Raw genomic sequence first — 3,644 nt, forward strand, 5'->3', positions numbered from 1 at the left:
CCGACGTGAAGATCTTCCTCACCGCGACCGCCGAGACCCGCGCCCGGCGGCGCAACGAGCAGAACGTCGCCGCCGGCCTGGCCGACGACTACCCGGCCGTGCTGGACGATGTCCGTCGCCGCGACCGGCTGGACTCGACCCGGGCGACGTCGCCGCTGCGACCGGCCGACGACGCGGTGCTGGTGGACACCAGCGAGATGACCGAGGCCGAGGTCATCGCCCACCTGCGGCGACTGGTCACCGAGCGCACCGGGGTGGTGAGATGAGCGACAGCGACTGCACCTGGTCCGACGAAAGCGACTGGCAGCTCGGCGAAGACGACGCAGGTTTCGCCGAGCCGGGCGAGGAGCACGGCCCGCCGCCGGTGGTGGCGGTGGTGGGCCGGCCGAACGTCGGCAAGTCCACCCTGGTCAACCGGATCCTGGGCCGCCGGGTCGCGGTGGTGCAGGACCTGCCCGGGGTGACCCGGGACCGGGTCAGCTACGACGCGCTGTGGACCGGGCACCGGTTCGTGGTGCAGGACACCGGCGGCTGGGAGCCGGACGCCAAGGGGCTGCAGCAGCTGGTCGCCGAGCAGGCGTCGGTGGCGATGCGCACCGCGGATGCGGTGATTTTGGTGGTGGACTCGGTGGTCGGGGCCACCGCCGGCGACGAGGTCGCCGCCCGCATCCTGCGCCGCTCCGGCAAGCCGGTCTTCCTGGCGGCCAACAAGGTTGACGGCGAGAAGGGCGAGGCCGACGCCGCGGCGCTGTGGTCGCTGGGGCTCGGTCAGCCGTATGCGGTGAGCGCGCTGCACGGCCGCGGGGTGGCCGATCTGCTCGACGAGGTGGTGGCCGCGCTGCCCGAGGTGGCCGAGTCCGCCGTCGGTGGTGGTGGTCCCCGCCGGGTGGCCTTGGTCGGCAAACCCAACGTCGGCAAGAGCTCGCTGCTGAACCGGCTGGCCGGCGACGAACGCTCGGTGGTGCACGACGTGGCCGGCACCACCGTCGACCCGGTGGACTCGCTGATCGAGATGGACGGCACCGTTTGGCGGTTGATCGACACCGCCGGGCTGCGCCGCAAGGTGGGCCAGGCCAGCGGGCACGAGTTCTACGCGTCGGTGCGCACCCACGGCGCGATCGACGCCGCCGAGGTGGTGGTGGTGCTGATCGACGCGTCGGTGCCGGTGACCGAGCAGGACCAGCGGGTGCTGTCGATGGTGATCGAGGCCGGCCGGGCGCTGGTGCTGGCGTTCAACAAGTGGGATCTGGTCGACGAGGACCGCCGGTACCTGCTGGACCGCGAGATCGACCGCGACCTGGCCCGGGTGGGCTGGGCGCAGCGGGTGAACATCTCGGCCAAGACCGGCCGGGCGGTGCAGAAGCTGACCCCGGCGTTGACGAGCGCGCTGGAATCGTGGGACACCCGGATCCCGACCGGGCCGCTGAACAGCTGGATCCGCGAGGTGGTCGCCGCCACCCCGCCGCCGGTGCGCCGCGGCCGCCAGCCACGCATCCTGTTCGCCACCCAGGCCACCGCCCGCCCGCCGACGTTCGTGCTGTTCACCACCGGTTTCCTGGAGGCCGGCTACCGGCGGTTCCTGGAGCGGCGGCTGCGCGAGACGTTCGGCTTCGCCGGCAGCCCGATCCGGATCAACGTGCGGGAGCGGGAGAAGCGCAAGCCGCGCTGACACTTCGGTAGGGTTGCCGCGGTGCCCGCCTCCGAGATGGTGTTGATCCTGCTGGCCGGGCTCGGCGCCGGCGCGATCAATTCGCTGGTCGGGTCCGGTACCCTGATCACCTTCCCCACCCTGGTGACGCTGGGCTTTGCGCCGGTGACCGCCACCATCTCCAACTCGGTCGGCCTGGTGGCCGGCGGCATCTCCGGCACCTGGGCCTACCGCCGGGAGCTGCGCGGCCAGGGGGGACCGGCTGCGCTGGCAGATTCCCGGGTCGCTGATCGGCGCGGTCTGCGGGGCGTGGCTGCTGCTGCACCTGCCCGAAGGGGTGTTCAACCGGGTGGTGCCGGCGCTGCTGGTCGGGGCGCTGGCCCTGGTGGTGGTCGGCCCGCGGATCCAGGCGGCGCAGCGGCACGCCGCGGCGACCGGTCTGATAACCGGCGAGCTGAGCCGGGGGCGGTTGGCGGCGCTGATCGCCGGCACCTTCGCGGTCGGCGTCTACGGCGGCTATTTCGCCGCCGCGCAAGGCATCGTGTTGATCGGGGTGATGGGCGTGCTGCTGGCCGAGTCGATGCAGCGGATGAACGCGGCGAAGAACCTGCTGGCGCTGGTGGTGAACCTGATCGCCGCGATCGCCTACACGCTGACCGCGTTCGACCGGATCAGCTGGCCGGCCGCCGGGCTGATCGCGGCCGGCTCCCTGGTCGGCGGGTTCCTGGGCGGCCACTACGGCCGGCGACTGTCGCCGAACGCGCTGCGGGCGGTGATCATCGTGATCGGGCTGATCGGGCTGTACTGTCTGCTGGCGGCGTAGCCGGTTCAGTCCAGTGCGTTCCGCACCCGCCCGCGCGCCCGGGTGAGCCGGGCGGCGGCCTCGGCGGCGTCGACGCCGGCCAGCAGCGCGACGATCGCGGTCTTGGCGTGACCGCCCGCGCCGGCCAGGGCGGCGGTCGCGGTCTGCTCGTCGACGTCGGCCGCGTCCCGGACGATCCGCACCGCGCGGCGGCGCAGCTTGTCGCTGGTCGCCCGCACGTCGACCATCCGCGGCCCGTACGCCTTGCCCAGCGCGATCATCACGCTGGTCGACAGCGTGTTGAGCACCACCTTCTGGGCTGTCCCGGCGGTGAGCCGGGTGGAGCCGGCGAGCACCTCGGGCCCGGTCGGCAGCTCGATCACCACGTCCGCACTCGCCTCGCTGCCGGCGTTGTTGACGATCGCGACGGTCAGCGCACCGGCCGCGCGGGCGTGCGCGAGCGCCCCGAGCACGTACGGGGTGCGGCCCGACGCGGTGATCCCGACCAGGGCGTCGGCGGCGGTCAGATCGGCCAGATCGGCGGGGTTCCAGGCGTCTTCGGCGCCCTCGATCGCCTCGGTGATCGCCGCCGGCCCGCCGGCGATGACGCCGCGCACCAGGTCGGTGCCGAACGTCGGCCGGCACTCGGCCGCGTCGAGCACACCGAGCCGCCCGGACGTCCCGGCGCCGGCGTAGATCAGCCGGCCCCCGCGCGCCAGCCGCGCGGCGATGGCCTCGGCGGCCGCCGCGATCCGGGGGACCGCCGCGGCCAGCGCGGCGTGCGCCTCGCTCTCGGCGGCGATCAGCAGCGCGACGACCTCGCCGATCGGCCGGGCGTCCAGGTCGTCCAGGCCGGGGCGGGTGGCCTCGGTGGCCAGCACGTCGAGCCGGTTCGGGGCTTCGATGGCCTGCACCCGGATCAGGTGCGGCTGGTGGATCTTCGTCAGGTGCAGCGCGCCGTCCAGTGCGTCGCCGACCGGTGGAACGAGTTCCAGTCGACTGCACAGGGTTTCGATTCCGGACAGGCCGCCGACGACCGCCACCGGGCCGTCGCCGACCGCGCCGGCGGTGGCGGCGAGGGCGGTGGCCGCTCGGTCGATGATCGCCGCCGCGACCCCGTCGTGCTCGGCGGCGAGCACGTCGGGTGCGAAGGAGGCGAGTTTTGCCGCGTCGGTGAGCTGGGCGGGCCAGGTC

At 73.8% G+C, this 3,644-nt stretch carries 3 protein-coding genes and 1 pseudogene; 3 read left to right on the top strand and 1 reads right to left on the bottom strand.

All coding sequences use genetic code 11. The annotated features are described in order from the left end of the window. The 3 genes and pseudogenes from AC2VNT_RS03865 to AC2VNT_RS03875 form a co-directional block, all read left to right on the top strand. Nucleotides 1–266 (top strand): (d)CMP kinase (locus AC2VNT_RS03865; protein WP_486945596.1); only part of this gene is annotated, 266 nt, incomplete at its 5' end. Further along, nucleotides 263–1,669: a ribosome biogenesis GTPase Der gene (gene der, locus AC2VNT_RS03870; protein ID WP_486945597.1), complete on the top strand. Its 1,407-nt coding sequence runs from the start codon at nt 263–265 to the stop codon at nt 1,667–1,669. The genes AC2VNT_RS03865 and der, both read left to right, overlap by 4 nt. 36 nt (nt 1,670–1,705) lie before the next feature. Further along, a pseudogene (locus tag AC2VNT_RS03875) lies at nt 1,706–2,471 on the top strand (sulfite exporter TauE/SafE family protein). Nucleotides 2,472–2,476: 5 nt separating this feature from the next. Here the strand turns inward: AC2VNT_RS03875 and AC2VNT_RS03880 are convergent. After that, complete coding sequence (locus tag AC2VNT_RS03880; RefSeq protein ID WP_486945598.1) at nt 2,477–3,355, bottom strand: N-acetylmuramic acid 6-phosphate etherase; 879 nt, start codon at nt 3,353–3,355, stop codon at nt 2,477–2,479. Nucleotides 3,356–3,644 lie beyond the last annotated feature (289 nt).

This window comes from Mycobacterium sp. TH-M15 (assembly GCF_057473705.1).

Excerpts from the sequence above, each read along its gene's own strand:
- der (WP_486945597.1), top strand. The coding sequence starts at position 263 with ATGAGCGACAGCGACTGCACCTGGTCCGACGAAAGCGACTGGCAGCTC.